The organism is Cobetia sp. PS-4MA (assembly GCF_057670765.1).
Genome location: NZ_CM173107.1, coordinates 2366042 through 2387835 on the forward strand (window position 1 = coordinate 2366042; position 21794 = coordinate 2387835).

Sequence of the window (21794 nt, forward strand, 5' to 3'; positions counted from 1 at the left end):
ATTATAGTTCGCAAATAAGTTAATTTAAGAAAAGAAAAGGTATGTAACTGGTGCGAATATTAACGCAGGTATAGCATTAATAAAAAAGCTCATAGGATTTACTTTAAACACCTTATAATATAACAACAGATACGCTTGTATGAAGTTAACGTGATAACCAATCACTATAAAGTAGCAAAGAATATATATATCCCGAGCGTATATGCCACAAGCAATTGCAATGCAAGTTATTATTAACGAAAAAACTCCGCTAAATAATAATATATTTGGCTTATTAAGAGACTGAAAAAAACTACCACTCGTTGAAAGGACTACTTGTATAGGTATAGACAAAGAAAGAACACGAATAATATCTGCCGCCTTTAACCACTCATCCCCTAGTAGCAAAAATATAATAGTATCAGAAAGCGAGTATATAAAAAATCCAGCCACTGAAGCTAAAAGTGAAAGTTTCAGCACGAAGGATCGATGCACCGATTCTACGTATTCTATATCATGACTATATTTATTGATCACCGGCTGTATTGCAGGAGTCATAGCAAAGCTTAATAGCATTAAGGGATATTTCATAATTTCATATGACTTATCATAAATTGCCAAAACACCATTACCAAAAAACTTACCAACTATGACAGTATCTATATTACGGTTAAAATAATTTGCTATATTAAATAGTAACTGATAGCTTGAAAAGCTTAAAATCAAGCTAACACCGCTCATATTTTTACTAGGTTTCGGGAAACCAAACTCTAAATTCTTTGAGCAATAAAGCAATGCAATTGATGTAAATATAGTGTTAGCAAGTAAGCGAATAGCTAGAGCCTCTAATGGCCCAACAAATTTATATACAATCACAGCTAATACTAACCCTAGCAGTTCAGATACAGCACCAATTATACCTATCGTGAAGAACTTTACTTGGCGTAAGAGTAAAGCATTTGGAAAAATTGAAACTGCAGAGAAAAATACACTTAGAGCTATGAAAGGCATTATTGAAACAATACCAGGAAAACCATAAAAATCTTCTATGACATCAGCACTAGAATATAATATCACGGCACATATGACACCAACTAATAGCGTGAATGTAAATATTCCGTCGCGCTGTGTTTCACTCATAGCTCTTAGATTGATTATTGCCGGACTAAAGCCTCCCTCGCACACCATTTTGAAGAAAGTAAAAAAAACCATTACTGCCGCTAGTGTACCGAAATATTCCGGAGAAAATAATCGAGCCAACACTATCATCGAAATTAAATGAGAAAAATATATAAAATACTTACTCAACATGCTTTTAATTATCGAAACATAAAGGATCTTCATTTAAAGACCCTACGCTTAAACAAATAAAGCTCAGGCATGAACATTAGGACCCTTAGTTTATTTGACTTCGGAAAAACTTTATTATTTTTAAGTATTTTTATCGCATGTAATCTATCGTTAAAACTAGCTAAGCCATGCACGTGAACAGAGTCGATTAAGGCGTTGACAACCATTTTAATGCAGAGTTCGGTCAAATAAAAAGAAACTTGCCGATCAGCTATTAATTTAGATCTAACAACTAGCAATTCTTCGGCTACAGAAAAGTAACTATCAATATTAAATCTAGTTTTAGATTTAGTCATAATTGATCCATCTCTTACCCTCCTTACATAAAACATTTCTTTAAGTACATAAGCATTATAACTTAGGTCGTGCAAGAGGAGTTGCGTTGTAAACAAGTTATCTTCATGTATAATATTATCTTTAAACCTCAAATCCTTAAAAGAACTTACACTATACATATATAAGCATGGTTGCACGATATAGTTATTCTTTTGACTCATTTCTACAAAGGCGTTGAATGTCGAAATTTTTCTATTAGCTATTTTTTCATCTCTACTATAACTAAACTTTGCTATGTCAATATTTTTGTTTGATTCAATAATAGATGATGCCCCGAAAAATACTATATCAATATTCTCGCGCTCAAAAATTGATATGCAAGTCCTAAAGGTACCGGGGCTTAACATATCATCACTATCTAAAAAAGAAATATAATCCCCAGTAGCGGCTTCAATACCTACATTTCTAGCAGTCGATACGCCAGAATTCTCTATATAAATATATCTTATAAGCTTAGATGCGAAACTTTCCACTACCTCTTTAGTGTTGTCTTTAGAGCCATCATCTATAACTAAAACCTCCAAATCATAGTCTTTTTCTTTTTGGCATAGCACTGAGCTTATACAATCGCTTATATATTTGCCAGAATTATAGGCTGGTATTATAATAGAAACTTTAATCATCGTGACCCACTTCCAAAGATAACTGTCTTTATAGTTCTTATAAATATTAAAATATCAAGCCAAAAAGAAAAATTCTTTATATAATAGAAATCATATTCCAATTTTTCAATCATTCCATCTACCTCTGCTGCATAGCCCTGCTCCACCTGTGCCCAACCTGTAATTCCAGGACGTACTACATGACGGTAGTGGAAAAACGGTACATCCTTCTCGTACCACTCCGTGAGGCTCATGGACTCTGGGCGCGGGCCAATCATGCTCATGTCGCCTTTCAGGACATTGAACAATTGGGGAAGTTCATCCAGGCGACACTTGCGAATGAAACGCCCCACGCGCGTGATACGCGGGTCATTACCTTCCTGGGTAAAGCCAGTGCCCTTCATGTCGGTATACATGCTACGGAACTTGTAGACCGTAAATGGGCGGCAGTGGAAGCCCATACGCGGCTGGCAGAACAGCGCCTTGCCCGGGCTATCCAGACGAATAGCAAGTGCCGTCAGCAACATGACAGGGGCCAACAGCGGAATCAGGATCAACGCCGCGAGGATATCCATGCCCCGTTTGATGACTTCATAGTCTTCGCGCGGCGTCAGGGAGCCGAATTCGTTGGCATAGAGGTGATCCAGCAGTACCTTGCCGGTAATCATTTCATGGGCCTGGGTGGCGTGATACACCGGAATACGGTGAATCGTGCAGTCAGCGAGAAAACGCTGCCAGTCTTCCGGGAGATCTGCCCTCAGGTCCGCAACGACGGCGTCAATACGCTTGAACCCGACCAGTGTCGGTTCCTTCATCGCATACCAATACACTGACTTGCTGTGGTGATCACATAAGGACGGGGCTTTCCCGAAGGGCACCACTGCCATGCGCTTGGTGGTCAGCTTGCTGTCGACATAGTAGAAGGCCCCACCGAAGACGATCGCCAGTACGAAGGAAATCCCGACCTGCAGACGTGACACCTCGATTTCCAGCACACCGCAGATGATGATAAGCAAGGTATAGGAAGCCGCAACTGTCGGAATGACGTAAGTGAAGGAGCGCGTACCCGGCAGTTGGCAAAGACGGTTGATCAGCGTCAGGGACAAGGTGAAGGCGGCGGCGGTGCCCAGAATCGCATTCCATTGTGCCAGGGTGGAGGTATTCCAGAAATCGAATCCCCAGCGGTACATGGCAGGCAGTACGACAACCAACAGCACGCCAAAGAATGTCTGCAGGCGCTTGCTGGCAAGCAGGCGCTCGTAGTGACGTGAATAGCGCCGTTGATGCTCCATGGTAGAGCTCATGTCTTTCATGTCTGGTTCCCTTCGAATTCAATATGACTGATGACGGAATACAGCGGGATCATTTATAGCTGTAGTTGTAATAGCCATAATTCTCGCCATAGGCGCCGGCGGCCTTGCGCTCCATGGCGTTGAGGATTCCGCCTTTCACGGCAATGCCAGAAGCTGCCAGGCGCTTGAGAGAGACTTCCACTTCCTTGGGCGCGTTCACCTCGAAGCGTGAGACCAGCAGAGTCGTGCCCACATGCTTGCCGATGACGGCGGCATCGGTGACGGCAAGGATGGGCGGAGAGTCGATGATGACCAGGTCATAACGCTCGCTGACCGCAGTCAGGAAGTCCTGGAAACGCGCACTCATCAGCAGTTCCGAGGGGTTGGGCGGCGCAATGCCACGCGCGACGTAGGACAGTGATTCAAGCGCGGAAACAGGGCGAATGACGTCTTCCAGTGATTTCTTGCCTGCCAGGTAGTCACTCAAGCCACACTCGGAGCGCTCATCGAAGATGGAGTGCATGTGGCCCTTGCGCATATCGGCATCCACTACCAGCACGCGTTGCCCGGCTTGGGCACAGACAGCCGCCAGGTTGGCGGCAATGAAACTCTTGCCTATCCCCGGGCTGGGGCCGGTGATCATCAGGGTGTTGGATGAGGATTCCAGCATGGCGAAGTGCAGGCTGGTGCGTAAGCCACGCAAGGCCTCGATCGCGAGATCCGCAGGATTGCGTTCGGCCAGCAGTCCGTTGGGAATCTTGCGCGAATGCTTGTCTGTCGCACGCTTCACCTTGCGGCTCAGCTTGCCCTGCTCATCCGAGAGCGGGATGGTGGCATACATCGGCAGGCCCAGCGCTTCCAGCTGGTCCGGCGATTCCACCCCACGCCTAAACGCCGCACGCAGCAGAATGACACCGACGGACAGCATGCCGCCGAGCAGTGTCATGATGACCACGATCATGGCCTTCTTTGGCTTGACGGGCTGCGGCAAGATACCGGCATCGTCCAGGATGCGCACATTACCTACCGTACTGGCCTTGGCGATCTCCATTTCCTGCACTTTATTCAGCAGCTGCACGTAGATGGCCTGGGTCACTTCCACGCTACGTGTCAGGCGTAACACTTCCTGTTGGGTTTCCGGGAGGTCCTTCACCTGAGCATTCAGCTTGTCCATCTCGCGCTTGAGCTGAGACTTCTTCTCGAGCAGTGCCGCGTAGGTGGGGTGGCTAGGCGTATAACGCTTGGCGATCTCGGCTTCGGTCAGTTCCAGCTGATTGACCTGGGCCTCCAGATTCACGATGCGCTCCAGCACAGACTGGGTCTCCAGTGAGAGATCCACACTGTCACGTGACGTCCTGAACGCATTCAGACGCGATTCCGCCTCATCGAGCTGAGCACGTACCTTGGGTACCTGATTATCAAGAAACTCGAGACTGTTGCGCGCCTCTTCACTCTGACGCTGAACATTCTGTGAATAATAAATATCCGCGATGGTATTCAGCGTGCGCTGAAGCTCACGCGGCTGCTCACCCGTCATCGACCAGGAGAGAATGCCGGTTTCCTTGCCCTGCTCCGAGACAGAGAATGATTTGCGTAGATCTTCGATCGCCTGCATGCGGCTGATGTGTGTCAGTGTGAATTCCGCGCCTATGGCGGCATTCAAGGCAGTGACACGCAGATTCAGCTGACCATCGGCAAAGCTATCCAGCTGATTGATGCGCCCCTTGCCCAGCAACTCACCATCCTGGATCAGCTCGTAATGCGCATCATCGACGACACGCAGGGTAATGGTGCTACCCAGCATGGCGTCATCGACAGGCATCTCACTGACGCTGATGCTCTCCCCTGCCCAGGTACTTGCCCAACCCTGGGCGAAATCCGGGCGCTCCACCCCGCGGCGCACAAGGAAATCTCCCAGCAACGGCAGTCGCTTCGGCGTGACGGTGACATCCAGATTGAGCAGGTCCACCGCGCGGCCGAGTACCATCCGCGAGCGGATGATCTCGATCTCGGACTGGGACGGCGGCTCCTTGCCCAGAATCGAATTGACGTCAGCCAATGGATTGGTCGAAGGGGCATCATCAATCTGGATCAGGGCATCCACCTTGTAGATGGGCGTCGCCAGCAGCGCGTAGACCACCCCGATGACGGCAAACAGGCCAGTGATCGCGATGATCCACTGCTTGTAATCGAGCAGGGTGCCGAACAGGCGCCCCAGATCAATCGCATCGTCATCGTTGTCGCGAGTGGCAGGCGCTGGCATCGCCCCAGTGGCCGTATGTTGCGGGGTCTGATTCATGAAACACCCTTCGAGTGCTGCGGCTCTCGTGAGAACCAGTGGTAGTTGGTAATGAAGAGGGAGATGGGGGGATGACGCGGATCAATCATCACTGCGCAGGTCATCGAAATCACTGGCGGAACGCGTCACCTGATAGACGGCGGTCAGCGTCGGCATCAGCTGGTTGACGACACGGTTCCAGCGACTGAGCGGCGCGGCCGTGACGTAGACCACATCCGAAGGCTGAAGCATGAATTCCGCACCGATCACGAAGGCCGCCGAATCACGTGCATCCAGCTGGTAGACCGTCGCCAGCTTGCCAGTGTTGGTGTCCGCGCGCCGCACGACGAAGATGCCCTTGGCATCGGCCTGACCTTCATCGATACCGCCAGACTGTGCGATGGCATCCGTCAGCGAGATACGCGAATTGCCCATCGCCAGACTGCCCGGCAATTGCACCTCGCCCATCACGTAGACCTTCTGATTGCCCACATCCGGGATATGCAGCACATCGCCGTCGCGCAGCAGACGGTTGTTGCTCAGCGCGCCGTTCTGCAGCAGGTCATACAGCGAGAAGTGCTCATCACTGTCATCACGTGTCAGTACCACGTCGTGCCAGTTGGCCAGCGGCGACAGGCCGCCTGCCTGATTGACGGCGTCGAGGATGGTCAGCGGCACATTGGTGATCGGCAGAATGCCGGGGGTTTCCACCTGCCCGGTGACATAGACCTTCTGGGACTTGAATGCCGCCACCTGCACATCGATCTGCGGGGAGGCGATATAGCCGGACAGGCGACGCTCGATGACCGCCCGCAATTCCTTGACGGTGAGCCCGGCCGCTTTCACGCGCCCGATATAGGGATAAAAGATGGTGCCGTCACTGTGAACGCTGTTGCCTGATTCGATGGCGCTGCGCTCGGAGCCGGCCGGGATAGTCAGTTCGGGGTGGTCATAGACGATGATGTTGAGCACATCCCCTCGGCCGATACGGTAATCGTAATCGGCCAGCTGCTGTTCCAGCTTCTCGTTGTCACGCTGGGCCTTCCCGTGACTGTCCTTCAGGGCATCTACCATGCCAAAGGTGATGGGCCGGACCTCGAGCGCGTCATCCAGGGGAGCCGTTTCCGCTTGATAATCCATGTTGCCACCGGGGGCAAAGGCACAGCCGGTGGTAGACAACATGGCAATCAACAGCGCGGTGATCATTGCCAGGCGGGGGCGCGGCTTCAGCGCACAGCCCTTGCCAAACATGGTGACCTTGATCATGTAAAACCCCCGAAACCTGCAAGATGATGTAAGCAGCTCACCCGGCGCGCCTTGGCAAGGCACATCCGCCATGAGTGCTGAAGCGATGAAAGACGATGGATCGTCAGGAAGAGACGCTGGTTCGGTGCCCAGGAACCGAGGTGGAGCACCTCTGAGCCATTCAGCGTTCAGGCACGCTACCGCCCTGAGGTATATGACGGCGCTTACCCCAAGGCCCGGACACGCCCACCAGCAGAGTCTGCTGATGACGCGACAGAATTGCTTCCACGATGGAAACAATTCAAGAATTTTAAGACGAACGTTTCCCCACCCTGGAAAGGGCGTTACAAGAAGACATAGGGAAAGCGGCAATGCAATGTGGCGCCTTGAAACGAAGTTCTCGAATTCAATGCCGGATGGCCTTGACTCCCTCTATTTATTTCATTAAGCGAGACACAAAGCATCACCTCAAGACAGAAAGCACATAGTGAGCATCGCCTTGAGGCGTGAGGATCCATCCATCACGCGCAGGCATGTCGAGCTTATGAAGTTGCTTTGTGCCTTGACGCTATAGCGTTTGAGTGACTCAACCATGACATCGGCAGTACAAGAACTTTTTACGCAAAAAAGCGCGTCGCCAGCGAGTCAGAGGCAGGCATGATTGACAAGAAAGAAGATTGCCAGCAGTAGCGGTAGGAGAATGTGTCACTTGCCAGAGGAGCACACGACAACCTCTGTGGTGCTTGATTTCCTATCAATCTGGTTCGCATCCTTGCCAACCCTGTCGCCTTTTCGCAACACGATGGTGACAAATAAGGTGCGCATCATACTGTAAAATCACGCAATTTATCTACCAGTTTTTCACATTTCGTTCAGGTCCAGGCGTGAGACACTGGCACCAAAAAAATCATAAGATACTGATATAAAAGCAATTTTCCATCATTCCGCCCACTTTCCATTGTACTGATCACAGTTGACAAGACCTACTGTGCGTCTGCTATATGCGACTCAGCATCACTCACATACCTCCGCGCCGCTACACAAAGATACGTAAATATACATTCTGGGCCACAACAAGCCCCGACAAGTATTAGACAAACCATTCTCAAGAGATTAATTAAGAACCTCCTTATAATGACTTTCACTCACCGGATTTAGTAAGCTCAGCCCCCTGACAGATATAAGGCCTGATATGATTTCGGTAGGTAAAGACGTCACATTGACTCCCATATCTCTGCCAGCAGGTGAATTGAGATTCTCTAAAGAATGGGAATACGCTAAGATGGCTCGCATTAGCACTAGATGCGCCATGCTTCAACTGATTTCACCTGTCATTGATGAGAATGTCATGGCTTGAGTGTACGCTTGCTTCTTTCACTCGCATGCCGGGCGCATTGTTTCAAGTCTTGTCATAAAAATGTGCATGACTTGCCTATTGGTGCCAATGGAAAACCAATCGGCAGGACATCACGATCACAACCAGATGTGCAGATGTACTCTGCAGGAGATAAGGCCCTCTCATGAAACGTACTGCTACAACATTGGTCATCGCGGGATTGGCGCTATCCCCTCTCGTTGCCGGGATCGCGCGCGCGGAAAGTGAAGCGCCAGCGCAGACGGGCACGACATCAACCGGCTCTTCCACAAGTACGGGCAGTAGCAGCGGTGGTGGCACTGCCGCAGGTGCCGGTGCAGCCGGTGGCATGGCAGCCGGCAGCATCGCCGCCGTTGCCGCTGGCCTCGCAGCGGCAGTGGGCGTCGCGGCGACTGTCGCATCTGGTGGCGATGGCAGTAGTGGTGGTAGCACTGGCGGCGATATCGGCACTGATCCAGGTGATGGCGGCGATGGCGGCACTGATCCGGGTGATAGTGGCGACGGCGGTACTGATCCGGGTGATAGTGGCGACGGCGGTACTGATCCAGGTGATGGTGGCGACGGCGGCACTGATCCGGGTGATGGTGGCGATGGCAGTACTGATCCGGGTGATGGCGGCGATGGCGGTACTGATCCGGGTGATGGTGGCGACGGCGGCACTGATCCGGGGGATGGTGGCGACGGCGGTACTGATCCGGGTGATGGCGGCGACGGCGGTACTGATCCGGGTGATGGCGGCGACGGCGGTACTGATCCGGGTGATGGCGGCGACGGCGGTACTGATCCGGGTGATGGTGGCGACGGCGGTACTGATCCGGGTGATGGCGGCGACGGCGGTACTGATCCGGGTGATGGCGGCGACGGCGGTACTGATCCGGGGGACGGTGGCGACGGTGGCACTGATCCGGGTGATGGCGACGGCTCCACTGGCACCACCGATCCGGGCGATGGCGACGGCTCCACTGGCACCACCGATCCGGGTGACGGCGACGGCTCGACCGGCACCACCGATCCAGGTGACGGCGACGGCTCGACTGGCACCACCGATCCGGGCGATGGCGACGGCTCCACTGGCACCACCGATCCGGGTGACGGCGACGGCTCGACCGGCACCACCGATCCGGGTGACGGCGACGGCTCGACTGGCACCACCGATCCGGGTGACGGCGACGGCTCGACCGGCACCACCGATCCAGGTGACGGCGACGGCTCCACTGGCACCACCGATCCGGGTGACGGCGACGGCTCGACCGGCACGACTGATCCAGACGATGGCAGTAACCCGGATGAAGGCGGCGAGCCGGGCGATGGTGACGGCACGACAGGTACCACCGGTACCACTGGCACGACAGGTACCACGGGCACGACCGGCACCACCGGTTCTACCGGGACGACAGGCACCACCGGCACGACAGGTACTTTCTGATCATCATGATCTCGACATCCATCAGCATGGGGGGTCGCCAGGCGGCCCCTTTGCTCGTGTCCGGCGCACTTCTGCTTGGCGGCTGTTCGGCGCTTGAGCAGGGGCAGCTGGGTCAGACGGCGAGTGCCGTGTTCGGCAGCGATCAATTCGATGCCGAGCGCGCGCGCGCCCTGCCCTACGCGTCGCTGCGTCTGCGCTACGACGGCAACACCGGCATGGTGGTACTGGCGTCACTTGAGACTGTCAGTTCCCGCCCGCCCAGCGCCACGGACGCGAGTCCGACACAAGCAGACCACGAGCTGCCTTCACCGGCAGCCTCGTCATCTTCTGCCACTTCTGCCGAGACAGTGACGACTCCCTCGTCGCCTCCGACAGAACTGGCTCGTTTTGAAACCGCGGACCACGCCTTCGTTCGCCTGGAGAACGGCTGGCTGACCGGCACCGCCGGCTTCGACAGCGACCTCCTGGACATGCATCGCGAGACTCGGCTGACCACGCTGATGTCCGCGTTGGCCGCTGGCGAGCCTGCTCCCGGCTACCACGTACGCACGCGCTGGCAACGCGCTGATGGCACCGAGGGCTATGCCCAGGGCCGTGCCGGCTGGTCGTGTGCCGCGCCGAGCGTGCAGCCCTTCCCGCTTGGCGAGCAACGCGTCGCCCACTGTGAGGAGAACATTCACTGGAGCGACGGCACGTTGAGCGTCAATCACTACGCGGTGGCCCCCGCCATGAAACTGGATGCCTCCCCCAGAATCTGGGCTGCAGAGGTTCAGGCCTGGCCTGACTCACCCCATTGGCGTTGGGAGGTGGCACGTGCCTGGTGGTAAGCGTGGTACCCGGCATGAAAGTGCCTGGCAAGAAGGTACATGGCATGACAGCCGCCGGCGTCAGCGCCTTGATCACGTCGCCCCTCGCGGGGGAGCCGACGGCCATTCTCCTGTTCGTCGAGGTGTCGTGAAACCTTATCTGCCAACACGTCTGAAGGCCGTCCTGTCCGCCGCACTGCTCGGCTCTCTGATGGCCGCGTCGGGCGCCTTGCTGACGCCTGCGTCAGCGTTTGCCGCTGAAGGCGCGCCTGACCGCGCTCAGCCACCCACCACGCTGACTATCAGCGAGGCACTGTCACGTCACCTCGCCGAACTGAGGGGTGAGCACGGCATTGAATGGCCGCACACCTTCGTGGCGCCCCGGCAGGCACGTGAGCACTCTCGCCAGCTGGGGCGTCGGCTGTTCTTCGAATTGCGTCAACTGAGTTCACAGGCGGTGTTCGATGAGCGCTTGCCTGCCGCCGGGCTCAAGCATTGGATGCAGATCGTCAAGCGCACGCCGATCGGTGGCCGCCAGGTGGGGCGTATCGATCCCATCGCGCTGTGGCGTTTCCCGCGCCTGGATATCCCGCTCAGCACGCATGACTGGATCGGGCAATGCCAGCCCGAGACACGCCTGCAGCTGTGGAGCGCCGTGGGCGTTCGTCAGCTTGACTGGCGGCCAGAGCTGACCCTGCGCGAGGCCATTGCTGGCCTGCCGGGTGCACGGACCAGCGCCGAGAGCGCCAGTGTCATCACGCTCAGCGGCCGAGTGATCGAGCGCGGCATCAGCGCCTGGAACGAGCAGCCCTACACGCTGGCACCGGGGGATCGTGTCGTGATTCATCTGCCGCGCCTCTCGCCCTCGGCGGCCTGGGTCAATCGCAGCCTGCCGGAATGGTTGAGCCTGCAATGGCCGGGCAAGACGTGCCGCAGCCTGGATGCCATTACTGGCCAGCCTCAGGCGCCGGAGTACCTGCTGTCGCTGCGTGAGCTGGACGCCTCTCCTGAGGCGGCAGAAGCGAATGCCCCAGAAGGCACGGCTGAGGAAAAAGTGGCGGCCGACAACACCCCCGCCGACGGGTCGGCGCCCGCATCCGTCGAGAGTGAGACTCCATGAGCGAGGCGTCCATGAACCCGCCGCACGCTTCGCGCTCAGGCAAGCAAAGGATGGCAGCAGACAGCATGCATCATTTCCCCTCTTCTCCCGCCATGCAGGCCCGGCCGCGTCTGGCACCGCTGCCACGCATCATCCGCAGGCTGGCGCTGCTCAGCGCGGGCGTGATGCTGGCCCCCGTGAGCCACGCCGGCATGCTGGATGGCCCGCAGCCCGTCGAGAGCCGCCTGAGCGGCCTGGGGCATGGTCAATCGGATTTCGGCGGCGTCGGGCTGATGCAGACACCGACCGCGCGCATGCAGAAGCCGGGCAGCATCCACTTCTCCTACAGCCAGGTCGAGCCGTATCAGCGCTATAACGTCAGCCTACAGCCGCTTGACTGGCTGGAAGTGGGCTTTCGCTATACCGAGGTCACCAACCGCCTGTATGGCGAATCCATCGCCGGTGACCGCGATTATCTGGACAAGGGGGTCGATGCCAAGATCCGCCTGTGGGAAGAGAGCCGCTATCTGCCGCAGCTCGCGGTCGGCCTGCGCGACATGGGCGGTACCAGCCTGTTCGGCAGTGAATATCTGGTCGCCAGCAAGCGCTGGTATGACCTGGACTTCACGCTGGGACTGGGCTGGGGGTATCTGGGCTCCCGCGGGGATCTCTCCAACCCCATCGGCTGGATACGCGACAGCTACAACGACCGTCCCGGTCGCGGCGAGACCGGCGGTGACCAGGGTGGCGAGTTCTCCCTCAACAGCCTGTTCAAGGGCGACATGGGCGTGTTCGGCGGCGTGGAATGGCAGACCCCGTGGGACCCGCTGGTGATGATGGTGGAGCTGGATGGCAACGACTATCAGAGCGAGCCACAGGACAACGATCAAGCGCAGGACAGCCCGATCAATCTGGGCGCTCGCCTGAGCGTGACGGACAACCTGAACCTCAAGGCCGGTTGGGAGCGGGGCAATACCGCGATGCTGGGCGTCAACTTCGGGGTGGATCTCGCCGGGCTCTCCCAGGCCAAGCTGGACCGCCCGCCGGAGGCCTTGCAGGCAGAAGCCCCCTCACGCAACCAGGTCAGCTGGCCTGAGCTGTCCCGCGAGATCCAGGCGCAATCCGGCATTCGTGTCGATAGCCTGTCCCGCGAAGGTACGGCGCTGATCGTCAGCGGCGAGAGTACGCGTTTCCGCTCGACCGCACAGGCCGAAGGCCGTGCCAACCGCGTATTGCACAACCGCCTGGATGACTATTTCGAGAGCTTCCATTACCGCCTGCGCTCCGGCGGCCTGGATACCCGCGAAGATGTCCACCAGCGTGCCGATATCGTCAATGCCGGTCACGACGCCCGCCAGCAGCTGCGCTATACCCATGGCGTCTATGCGCTGGCCGCCACCGAACCCGACAGTGACGAGGCACAAGGTGCCGCACGCTACCCGGGTGAGAAGGTGCTGCTCGAGAATCCCGATGATCGCTGGAGCGCCGGCTTCTCCCCCGGCCTCAACCAGAACATCGGCGGCCCGGATGGCTATCTCTATCAAGCCTACCTGCGCGGCTCCGCCGCCTGGCGTACCGATCGCCACGGCTGGCTCTCCGGCTCGGCGCAGCTGACCCTGTTCGACAACTTCGACAAGTTCGATTACATCTCGGACTCCAAGCTGCCGAGGGTACGCTCCTATATCGGGCGCTATATCGAAGAGACCGACGTCGGTATCGACAACCTGCAGTACACCCGCACCCACCAGTTCGGGCGTGACTGGTACGGCATGGCCTATGGAGGCATCCTGGAGATGATGTATGCCGGTGTCGGCGCCGAGGTGCTCTATCGTCCGCTGGGCTCTCCGCTGGCCTATGGGGTCGATGTGAACTGGGTCAAGCAGCGTGAATTCGACCAGCAGTTCGGGTTGCGCGACTACTCCACCACCACCGGCCATGCCAGCGTCTACTGGGATACCGGCTATGAAGACGTGTTGGCCAAGGCTAGTATCGGCCGCTATCTGGCAGAAGATGTCGGCGTGACGCTGGATGTCTCGCGCGGCTTCGCCAATGGCGCGCGCATGGGTGCCTGGGCCACCTTCACCGATGCCGGTGACGACTTCGGTGAGGGTAGCTTCGACAAGGGCCTCTACATCGTGCTGCCGCTGGATGCCTTCTTCATGCACTCCACCCGCGACAATGTCGGCCTGGCGTGGAATCCGCTGACGCGTGATGGTGGCGCCCGCCTCAATCGCAAGTTCAGCCTGTATGACATGACCAGCTATCGCGACATGGACGACTACTGGCGCGGTTTCGCCTCACAGGTATGGAAGTGATCCTGACCGCGAGCTGACCTCTGCTCCCGCAGACAACGGCCGATCGTGCTGAAGTTCTCCTCAGTCACCTGCCGTGCCAACGACAAGGCCCCGATCCTCTGGATCGGGGCCTTCTTGTCTGCGCTTTCTGGTCTGCGCCTTCACTCATGCCTTCTTGAGTGAAGGCATGAGTGGGCCACAATCTCTCACATCGTACTCACCGCCCGGTGAAGTTGTTGCGCACCAGATCGACCACATCATCCATGCGCCCATTGAGCACCGCCTTGGCGGAGTAGAGCGCGGTGGAAGCGACCTGTCCGGCTTCGATGTGCGGCGGCATCACCAGCTCCATGCGGTTGACCTTGACCTCAAGCACCCCGGGGCCGTCCTGGGCCAGCAGGCTCTGCACTGCCTCATCCAGCTCGTGCTTCTCCTCGACGCGACGTCCCCACAGCCCCATGGACTGGGCGACCAGAGAGAAGTCGGGGTTCTCGAGTTCGGTGTAGGTATCCAGGATGCCCTCGACCTTCTGCTCCAGCTCCACGAAGCCCAGCGTGCTGTTGTTAAAGATGACGATCTTGAGTGGAATCTTCTCCTGCTTGAGGGTCAGCAGGTCCCCCATCAGCATCGACAGACCACCATCACCGCACATGGCGATCACCTGACGTTCAGGGTAGGCCTTCTGGATGCCGATGCCCTGAGGGTAGGCATTGGCCATGGTGCCATGCATCAGACTTGGCAGCGTGCGGCGCTTGCCGTTGGCGCGGATATGACGCAGGCACCACACCATGGGGCTGCCGCCATCAGCGGTGAAGACGGCGTCCTCACTGGCATGGCGGTCCAGCGCCAGGGTCAGTTCCTGCGGGTGAATCAGATGCTCATCGTCGGAGGTGACGGCGGCCTCGTCGCGTGCCTCGAGATATTTCTTGCGGCAGCTGTCAAGCCAGCCACTGTCATCACGCGGGTCCACGCGGGTCAGCAGAGCGTCGCAGGTATCCTTGACGCTACCGACGACACCGAGATCCACCGGATGACGGATACCGATCTTGCCGGGGTCGAGATCCACCTGAATCACGGTGGCCTTGTCCGGATAGAACTGGGACCAGGCAAAGCTGCAGCCCAGCAGCAGCAAGGTGTCACATTCCGCGACGGCCTCGTAGCCGCCCTGCAGGCCGAACACGCCGGTCATGCCGACTTCGAGTTCATTGTTGGGCTCGATGAAGTCCTTAGCACGCGACGTCCACGCCACCGGCGCCTTGAGGCGACGTGCCAATGCCAGCACTTCTTCCTGCGCATCCTGACAGCCGACCCCGGCGTAGATCGACACCTTGCCCGGCTGATTGAGCGCCTCGGCGACGGCGGCCAGCTCCTGCTCACTCGGGCGGATCACCGGCGAGAAGCGATGGGCACGCCAGGGCAGCGAGGCCTTCGGCTTCTGCGGGAAAAGATCCCCCGGGACGATAAGCACCGCGACCCCACCTTCCGCCAGCGCCTTCTGCGCCGCGATGGCCACCATGCGGCGAGCATTCTCGGGATTGGTCAGGTATTCACAGAACACGCTGTACTGGGAATAAAGCGCCTTCTGGTCCACATCCTGCGGGAAGCCCACGCCCATCTCGGCGGTATCGATCTGCGAGGCGATGAACACCACCGGTGCGCCATTGCGATGCGATTCGATCAGACCATTGAGAAAGTGGGTGCTCCCCGGGCCACAGGTGCCGGCACAGCAGGTCAGCTCCCCGCTGATGAAGGACTCGCCCCCTGCCGCGAAGCCGGCCACCTCCTCATGCCGCACATGCACCCACTCCATCTCGGAGCGCCGGATGGCGTCGGTGAAATGGTTGATGGTATCGCCGACGATGCCGTAACAGCGCTTGGCACCTGCCTCGAGCAGGGATTCGGTGATGATCTCGGAGACGCTATGGGCCGAAGAATGGGACTTGGACATGGGGGCGCTTTCCTTTTCCGTTGAGTTGCGGTGAAGGATGAGCAATGCATTCACTCATTCGAATAAACAGTAAACAAGACGTTGGGATGACCCGAGGAAATGCAATGGTGAGGGCGCAAGGCATAAGTGGCACACGGCGTTGCGTGCGGCGTAGCATGAGCCTGGGGCACCCGAAGCCACGAGGACCTGATCACGCCACGCAGCGTGCACAGGCGGAGTGCACAGGCAGAGTTGTGCATGCAGAGCAGAGCGCAATGCTGGATGGAGCAATACTGGAGAGAGCGCAATGCCAGAAAGAACGATGCTGGGGAGAACGAAAATGCTGAAGAGGATGGGAATGCAGTGGCCGATCATTCAGGCCCCGATGGCAGGCGTCTCGACGCCGCGTCTGGCAGCCGAGGTCTCGAAGGCAGGCGGGCTGGGCTCGATCGGCGTCGGTGCCACGGATGCCGACGGCGCCCGCAGGATGATCACGGAACTGCAAGCGCTGACCGACAGGCCCTTCAACGTCAATGTCTTCGTGCACCCGGCCCCGGCACATGACGCTGCTCGCGAGAGCGCCTGGCGGGAGTGGCTGACGCCGCACTTCCAGGCCTTCGAGGCAACGCCCCCCACCAGACTCGACACGCTCTATACCAGCGTCGCCGATGACCCCGACATGCAGGCGATGTTGCTGGAGACTCGCCCACCCGTCGTCAGCTTTCACTTCGGCCTGCCCTCACGCGATTTCATCCGCGCCTTGAAGGAGGCAGGCATCTGGCTCATGGCGACGGCGACCCACCTGGAGGAAGCCCGCGCCATCGAGCGGGCGGGCCTGGACGCCATCGTGGCGCAAGGGTTCGAAGCGGGAGGTCATCGCGGCATGTTTGATCCTAAAGCCGCGGATACCCAGCTGAGCACTGCCGCCCTGACCAGGCAGCTGGTTGACGCCACGCATCTGCCGATCATTGCTGCAGGAGGCATCATGAATGGTGAGGCCATTGCCGCCGCTCTCGCGAATGGCGCCGTGGCAGCCCAACTCGGAACCGCCTTCATCGCCTGCCCGGAATCCAGCGCCGATGCCGCCTATCGAGACGCACTCGCAGGACCGGCAGCGCATGACACCCGCATGACCTCGATCGTCTCGGGCCGCCCCGCACGCATTCTCGCCAATCGATTTGCCCGCCTGATGGAAGACCCATCATGCCCCACACCACCGGACTACCCCCTCACCTACGCCGCCGGCAAGGCGCTCAACGCCGCCGCCAGATCGCAGGGCGACACCGGTTTCGGGGCACAGTGGGCGGGCCAGGGCGCCCCGCTGGCCAGAGCGATGCCAGCGGGAGAGCTGATGGCAATATTGGGAAAGGAATATCGAATGGCATGTAGGGCAATGTCGTTGCGGAGATAACGGGGCAGAGCAAGGCGCTGCACCTTCCGTGCAGTGCCACTCCTGACAGGCTGCTTCACTCCTCACTCAGCCCTCCACATTCCACACTCCCCCTCACCTCCTCTTTCCTATCCCGTTCCTCCCCTACCTCTGTTCGCCCGCCTTCGACCCTCGAACCAACCTGAGCAGTGCACCCAATTGATTCTTTATTTCAAGGCGTTAGCGCTAGAAGTCTACCAATTCACATATAAATGAAAAAATACCTGAAAATTTCACTTGCGTGATTTATACCGCCGTCTATTTTCATTTTGACGCGAGAAGATTCATCGAGTGCTGCATCAGCTGCAGCGCATTCACTGACGATGGATGGGGACCTTGCCGCTTCGATGAATGGTGAAGTCCCAGCCCCCGCTCCCATGACAACAATAAAATCTGCTCTCGATATTCCTGTCGGCTTGTCAGGTGTTTGACGAGATCTGGCTGGAGCATCAGGGCCCCTTCCTGGAGGCATCCCAGTGACAGCAACACGCAATCCCGCAGCGGCTGAGCGCGCTGGCAGTAACGGCGTTCCGCGCTCGTCCGGTCTGCTTGGCGACTACGACAAGGGGCTGTTCTGGCCCGTTCTCAGCATCTACACCCTGATCATGATCTACGCCCTGGCGGCACCGGAGCAGACCGGCGCGGCGCTGTCCGGCATACGCGACTTCCTGATCTTCAACTTCGGCTGGAGCTTCGTGCTTGGTGTCGCCGCGACACTGATCTTCAGCTTCTATCTGTTGCTCAGCCCCTTTGGCGGCATCCGGCTGGGGCCGGACGACTCACGCCCTGAATTCAGCTATGTGGCGTGGATCTCGATGATCTTCAGCTGCGGACTGGGCATCGGCTTCGTGTTCTTCAGCGTCGCCGAGCCATTGACGCATCTCTACACCTCCTCGCATGTGCAGGACCTCCATCAAGTCGGCCAGCAGGCCGGGGTATCGACCGCGATTCTCGACACCTTGATGGACTGGGGCATGAATGGCTGGGCACTGTTTGCCGTGGCCGCCTGGGCCATCGCCTTTCCGGCCTATCGCCTGGGACAGCCGCTGACGGTCGCCACCGGCCTCTACGGTCTTCTGGGAGAGCGTTGCAACAGCAGCCTGTGGGGCAAGCTTGCCAACGGGCTGGGGGTGATCGGCACCATCGGCGGCAATGCCACCATGATCGGCCTGGGCGTCACCTCCATCAGCTATGCCTTGAAGGTGCTGTTCGGGCTCGAGTTCGGTGCCTTCGGTCAGGCCATGGTGATGCTGGTGATCATCATCGCCTACGTGGCATCGGCGGCGACCGGCATCGAGCGCGGCATCAAGTACCTCAGCCTGCTCAACATGGTCATGGCCGGTGCCATATTGCTGGCGCTGCTGGCCTTCGGTCATGCACCGGCGCAGTACCTGCTGAACATGATCACCCAGCAGTTCGGTGATTACTTCGGCGCCGTCTTCGTCACTCAGTTCTGGACCGACGCGGGCAGCTTCGAACAGCGCGAATGGGTGGGCTGGTGGATGATCTTCTACTGGCTCTGGTACATCTCCTATATCCCCTTCTGCGGCGGTTTCATCGCGCGCATCTCCCGCGGTCGCACCCTGCGCGAATTCGTGTTCGGCGTGGTGGTGGTGCCGATGCTGCTGTCGATCGTGTGGTTCAGCATCTGGGGTGGCTCGGCCGGCTATGCCGAGGTCAATCAGATCGTGCCGCTGTGGGAGAGCGTGCAGGGCAACCCGGAATCCGGCATCTACCTGTTGCTGCAGAGCATGCCCGGCGGCTGGTGGCTGTGCCTCGCGGTGCTGTTCAACATCATCGTCTTCGCCGTCACCACCTCGGATTCGGCCTCGTTCTTCTCGGCCATGCAGGTTTCCAATGGCAACGAGAATCCGAAGATCCTGATGCGCCTGCTGTGGGGCGTGATCATCGGTGTCACCGGCATCGTCTTCCAGCTCGCCGGAGGCTTCAACGCCATCAAGAGCCTGGCGATCGTGGTCGGTGCGCCCTTCTTCCTCGTCAGCATCGCCTACATGTTCTCGGTCTATCGCATGCTCAAGGCGACCCACGAGCAGCCCGCAACGGCCATGCAGCCGGCCCCTCAGGCCAGACCGATACCTGCCGAAGCCGCTGAGCCTGAAGCCCCGAGCGCTGCCACACCCGCCACGCCAGCTACCACGTCCAGTATCTCGCCAAGTGCGACAGCCACGCCGGGCACCACTGCCACGCCAACGCCGCAGACCCTCCCGGGATCGGGAAGCCAACCCATCCCGGGCGCGACCTGAGCGGCATGACGCGCCTCACGTCGACTCGGGCAGGCAGAGACCCCAGAGCGCAACGCGCCTGGACAAGCACCGCCATTGACATTGATCACCGACAACAACGATCACCAATGACAACGATCGCCAACAACAATACGGATGGTGACCCACGATGACTGTCAAGCAGCCTTACAACCCTCACTACGACCCTCTCAAGGACAGCTCCCCGGGTGAAGGAGTGGATTATGCGCCGAGCTACTGGCGCTACCACGCCGGCCCGCCTCCCGAGGATGATGGCCCGGTCACTGACGACATGGAGGCAGACGTGGTGCTGATCGGCGCCGGCTTTACCGGCCTTGCCACGGCGATGTTCCTGGCGCGCGAGCACGGCATCAAGGCGGTGGTGCTGGAGGCCAATCAGATCGGCTGGGGCTGCACCAGCCGCAATGGCGGCCAGGGCCATCTGGCCTGGGGACGCCTGAGTCGCAGCCAGTGGGTCAGGAAATGGGGGGTCGACATGGCGCGCCAGCTGCACGCCAATAGTCTCGAGGGTTTCGAGGTCTTCAGGTCCCTGACCCAGGACCCGGAAGTGGATTGCGAGCCTCAACCGCTGGGCAATCTACTGATCGCCCATAGCCCGCAGGCCATGCAGCATCTCGAGGCCGAATCACGCCTGTGCAACAACATCCTCGGTTACCGGACCCGGACACTGGACCGTGCGACGGTCCATCGGGATTTCATGGGCGATCAGGAAAGTCACGGCGCGATGCTGGAGCCCGAGGGCATCGCCGTGCAGCCGCTCAAGCTGGCCTACAGCTATGCGCGTATCGCGCGCCGCCATGGCGCCAGAATCCACACCAGCAGCCCGGTGCAACACTGGACGACCGAGAACGGCATCCATTATCTGCAGACACCGGGAGGCACGGTAAAGGCACGCGCGGTAGGCATCGCCACGGCGGGCTATACCAGCCCCAACCTCCACTCACTGACCGCCTATCGCAACATGCCGATCATGGCCAATTCGGTGTGGACGCGAACGCTGACCGACGATGAAATCGAGGCTTGCAGCCTGCGTTCGACCATCCTGACCACGGATACCCGCAAGCTGCGCTATTACTATCGGCTGCTGCCCGAGAAACGCCTGCAGATCGGCACGCGCAGCGCCATCAGCGGCGCGGATGCGCAGAATGCTCGTCATCTGGATGTGGTGCATGCCGCCATTGCACGCAAGTTCCCGGCGCTGGCCGGCATCGAGACACCGTGGTTCTCGCATGGCTGGATGGATATCTCCCACGACATGATGCCGCGCATCGTGCAGCCGGACCCCAAGCAGCAGATCTTCTACTCCCAGGGTTACAGCGGCAACGGCGTGTCGTTCTCGGCCTATGCCTCCAGACAACTCGCCGCGCTGATCGCCGGTCAGTCACTGCCCGAGCGCCACCTGCCAATCTTCAACTCCCCACTGCCCGCCCATCCGCTCAGGCCGATCCGACGCATGGGGCAGCATCTGCTCTACAAGTATTTCCAGGTGCTGGACAAGGTGAGCTGAGCCACGACTCGCTCTCTACGCTCACCGACCACCGTCTTTCATGTTGCTCAACACGCCACGGCGCTCCCGAATGACGTCGCGGCACCTCCCACTGGCATGCCACTCGCGGCATGCATGCACCAGAGACCCGTACCATGAACCGTGAACAGATGACCGCCATGTTCGATGCCTTCAATCGCCACGCCATCGATGACGTCATGGAGTACTTCGCCGATGATGTGGTCTTCGACACCGTGTCAGGCGATGAGGCGCACGGCACGCGTATCGTCGGCAAGGCCGCCGTGCGCGATGCCTTCGTGAATACCTGGACGACCATGCCTGATGTGCAGTGGGCCAAGGGCGAGTTCTTCTTCGCCGATCCGCGCGTCGTCTCCGAATGCACCTTCATGGCGACCCAGCCCGATGGCCTGCGTGTCGAGGCCGATAGCGTGGATCTCTTCACCATCGAGAAGGGCAAGATCACCCGCAAGCAGGCCTTCCGCAAGCAGCGACCGGCCTTTACCCCAGCCGGGTGATTTTCACGCCCGGCGCACACGCAAAAGGCCAGTCATCATGACTGGCCTTTTG

General features: G+C 58.0%; 14 protein-coding genes. 8 read left to right on the plus strand and 6 right to left on the minus strand.

Features of this window, described 5'->3' with window-relative positions:
* Nucleotides 1-24: 24 nt before the first annotated feature.
* The 5 genes from AC26AR_RS10010 to AC26AR_RS10030 form a co-directional block, all read right to left on the minus strand.
* The gene (locus AC26AR_RS10010) at nt 25-1323 is read right to left on the minus strand and encodes an oligosaccharide flippase family protein (RefSeq protein ID WP_488106920.1); all 1299 of its coding nucleotides are present in this window, start codon (nt 1321-1323) and stop codon (nt 25-27) included.
* Nucleotides 1320-2288: a glycosyltransferase family 2 protein gene (locus AC26AR_RS10015; RefSeq protein ID WP_488106921.1), complete on the minus strand. Its 969-nt coding sequence runs from the start codon at nt 2286-2288 to the stop codon at nt 1320-1322. Before AC26AR_RS10015 ends, AC26AR_RS10010 begins: the two co-directional genes overlap by 4 nt.
* Complete coding sequence (locus AC26AR_RS10020) at nt 2285-3580, minus strand: exopolysaccharide biosynthesis polyprenyl glycosylphosphotransferase (RefSeq protein ID WP_488106922.1); 1296 nt, start codon at nt 3578-3580, stop codon at nt 2285-2287. Before AC26AR_RS10020 ends, AC26AR_RS10015 begins: the two co-directional genes overlap by 4 nt.
* 49 nt (nt 3581-3629) lie before the next feature.
* Nucleotides 3630-5858 carry a polysaccharide biosynthesis tyrosine autokinase gene (locus AC26AR_RS10025; protein WP_488106923.1) on the minus strand — a complete coding sequence of 743 codons (2229 nt, stop codon included), beginning with the start codon at nt 5856-5858 and terminating at the stop codon, nt 3630-3632.
* 81 nt (nt 5859-5939) lie between these two features.
* A complete protein-coding gene (locus tag AC26AR_RS10030; RefSeq protein ID WP_488106924.1) occupies nt 5940-7103 on the minus strand; it encodes a polysaccharide export protein in 1164 nt (387 codons plus the stop codon).
* A 1499-nt stretch (nt 7104-8602) separates the two neighbouring features.
* Between AC26AR_RS10030 and AC26AR_RS10035 the strand changes: the two genes are divergently transcribed.
* From AC26AR_RS10035 to AC26AR_RS10050, 4 genes are all read left to right on the plus strand, one after another.
* On the plus strand, nt 8603-9883 hold the full coding sequence (locus tag AC26AR_RS10035; RefSeq protein WP_488106925.1) for a hypothetical protein: 1281 nt from the start codon (nt 8603-8605) through the stop codon (nt 9881-9883).
* A gap of 56 nt (nt 9884-9939) precedes the next feature.
* Nucleotides 9940-10710: a hypothetical protein gene (locus AC26AR_RS10040; RefSeq protein ID WP_488106926.1), complete on the plus strand. Its 771-nt coding sequence runs from the start codon at nt 9940-9942 to the stop codon at nt 10708-10710.
* 127 nt (nt 10711-10837) lie between these two features.
* Entirely contained in the window at nt 10838-11809 is a 972-nt protein-coding gene (locus AC26AR_RS10045) for a hypothetical protein (RefSeq protein WP_488106927.1), read from the plus strand.
* Between the two features lie 65 nt (nt 11810-11874).
* On the plus strand, nt 11875-14103 hold the full coding sequence (locus AC26AR_RS10050; protein ID WP_488106928.1) for a YjbH domain-containing protein: 2229 nt from the start codon (nt 11875-11877) through the stop codon (nt 14101-14103).
* Between the two features lie 196 nt (nt 14104-14299).
* On the opposite strand, the gene AC26AR_RS10055 is transcribed toward AC26AR_RS10050, so the two are convergent.
* The gene (locus AC26AR_RS10055; protein ID WP_136938516.1) at nt 14300-16030 is read right to left on the minus strand and encodes a thiamine pyrophosphate-dependent enzyme; all 1731 of its coding nucleotides are present in this window, start codon (nt 16028-16030) and stop codon (nt 14300-14302) included.
* Between the two features lie 319 nt (nt 16031-16349).
* Between AC26AR_RS10055 and AC26AR_RS10060 the strand changes: the two genes are divergently transcribed.
* The 4 genes from AC26AR_RS10060 (at nt 16350) to AC26AR_RS10075 (ending at nt 21742) form a co-directional block, all read left to right on the plus strand.
* The gene (locus AC26AR_RS10060; protein ID WP_488106929.1) at nt 16350-17420 is read left to right on the plus strand and encodes an NAD(P)H-dependent flavin oxidoreductase; all 1071 of its coding nucleotides are present in this window, start codon (nt 16350-16352) and stop codon (nt 17418-17420) included.
* Nucleotides 17421-17914: 494 nt separating this feature from the next.
* Entirely contained in the window at nt 17915-19702 is a 1788-nt protein-coding gene (locus AC26AR_RS10065; protein ID WP_488106930.1) for a BCCT family transporter, read from the plus strand.
* Nucleotides 19703-19850: 148 nt separating this feature from the next.
* On the plus strand, nt 19851-21227 hold the full coding sequence (locus AC26AR_RS10070; protein ID WP_488106931.1) for an NAD(P)/FAD-dependent oxidoreductase: 1377 nt from the start codon (nt 19851-19853) through the stop codon (nt 21225-21227).
* Nucleotides 21228-21361: 134 nt separating this feature from the next.
* On the plus strand, nt 21362-21742 hold the full coding sequence (locus AC26AR_RS10075) for a nuclear transport factor 2 family protein (protein WP_488106932.1): 381 nt from the start codon (nt 21362-21364) through the stop codon (nt 21740-21742).
* Nucleotides 21743-21794: the final 52 nt, after the last annotated feature.

Coding starts and splice junctions, on each gene's coding strand:
- AC26AR_RS10010 (WP_488106920.1), bottom strand. CDS start 1,323: ATGAAGATCCTTTATGTTTCGATAATTAAAAGCATGTTGAGTAAGTAT.
- AC26AR_RS10015 (WP_488106921.1), bottom strand. CDS start 2,288: ATGATTAAAGTTTCTATTATAATACCAGCCTATAATTCTGGCAAATAT.
- AC26AR_RS10020 (WP_488106922.1), bottom strand. CDS start 3,580: ATGAAAGACATGAGCTCTACCATGGAGCATCAACGGCGCTATTCACGT.
- AC26AR_RS10025 (WP_488106923.1), bottom strand. CDS start 5,858: ATGAATCAGACCCCGCAACATACGGCCACTGGGGCGATGCCAGCGCCT.
- AC26AR_RS10030 (WP_488106924.1), bottom strand. CDS start 7,103: ATGATCAAGGTCACCATGTTTGGCAAGGGCTGTGCGCTGAAGCCGCGC.
- AC26AR_RS10035 (WP_488106925.1), top strand. CDS start 8,603: ATGAAACGTACTGCTACAACATTGGTCATCGCGGGATTGGCGCTATCC.
- AC26AR_RS10050 (WP_488106928.1), top strand. CDS start 11,875: ATGCATCATTTCCCCTCTTCTCCCGCCATGCAGGCCCGGCCGCGTCTG.
- AC26AR_RS10055 (WP_136938516.1), bottom strand. CDS start 16,030: ATGTCCAAGTCCCATTCTTCGGCCCATAGCGTCTCCGAGATCATCACC.
- AC26AR_RS10060 (WP_488106929.1), top strand. CDS start 16,350: ATGCTGAAGAGGATGGGAATGCAGTGGCCGATCATTCAGGCCCCGATG.
- AC26AR_RS10070 (WP_488106931.1), top strand. CDS start 19,851: ATGACTGTCAAGCAGCCTTACAACCCTCACTACGACCCTCTCAAGGAC.
- AC26AR_RS10075 (WP_488106932.1), top strand. CDS start 21,362: ATGAACCGTGAACAGATGACCGCCATGTTCGATGCCTTCAATCGCCAC.